1 protein-coding gene is annotated in these 1,263 nt (G+C 52.7%); it reads left to right on the plus strand.

Going from position 1 to position 1,263, the window contains the following annotated elements; genetic code table 11:
* Positions 1-1,263 (plus strand): Ig-like domain-containing protein (locus J580_RS23660; protein ID WP_032006084.1); only part of this gene is annotated, 1,263 nt, incomplete at both ends.

Below are 1,263 nucleotides of genomic sequence, written 5' to 3' on the forward strand. Positions count from 1 at the left end.
TACCACCGCACCAAATGCACCTGTACTTGATCCAATCAATGCAACTGACCCAGTGAGCGGTACAGCAGAACCTGGTTCTACAGTGACTGTGAAATATCCTGACGGCACCACTGCAACAGTCGTGGCAGGCACAGACGGAACATGGTCAGTACCAAACCCGGGCAATCTGGTGGATGGCGATACGGTTACAGCAACAGCCACTGACCCTGCAGGCAATACTTCATTGCCAGGTACAGGCACAGTCTCTGCCGACATCACACCGCCGGTGGTTCTACTTGATGATGTGTTGACGAATGACAGCACACCAGCACTCACTGGTACAGTGAACGATCCGACAGCAACAGTGGTTGTGAACGTGGATGGTGTTGACTATCCGGCAGTGAACAATGGTGACGGCACCTGGACGCTTGCAGACAATACACTGCCTGCGTTAACTGATGGTCCACACACCATTACCGTGACTGCAACAGATGCAGCAGGCAATGCAGGTACAGATACAGCAGTGGTAACAATTGATACCACCGCACCAAATGCACCTGTACTTGATCCAATCAATGCAACTGACCCAGTGAGCGGTACAGCAGAACCTGGTTCTACAGTGACTGTGACATATCCTGATGGCACCACTGCAACAGTCGTGGCAGGCACAGACGGAACATGGTCAGTACCAAACCCGGGCAATCTGGTGGATGGCGATACGGTTACAGCAACAGCAACTGACCCTGCAGGCAATACTTCATTGCCAGGTACAGGCACAGTCTCTGCCGACATCACACCGCCGGTGGTTCTACTTGATGATGTGTTGACGAACGACAGCACACCAGCACTCACTGGTACAGTGAACGATCCGACAGCAACAGTGGTTGTGAACGTGGATGGTGTTGACTATCCGGCAGTGAACAATGGTGACGGCACCTGGACGCTTGCAGACAATACACTGCCTGCGTTAACTGATGGTCCACACACCATTACCGTGACTGCAACAGATGCAGCAGGCAATGCAGGTACCGATACAGCAGTGGTGACGATTGATACCACCGCACCAAATGCACCTGTACTTGATCCAATCAATGCAACTGACCCAGTGAGCGGTACAGCAGAACCTGGTTCTACAGTGACTGTGACATATCCTGATGGCACCACTGCAACAGTCGTGGCAGGCACAGACGGAACATGGTCAGTACCAAACCCGGGTAACCTGGTGGATGGCGATACGGTTACAGCAACAGCAACTGACCCTGCAGGCAATACTTCATTGCCAGG

This window comes from Acinetobacter sp. 1542444 (assembly GCF_000581835.1).
In the GTDB taxonomy this organism is placed as follows: domain Bacteria; phylum Pseudomonadota; class Gammaproteobacteria; order Pseudomonadales; family Moraxellaceae; genus Acinetobacter; species Acinetobacter pittii.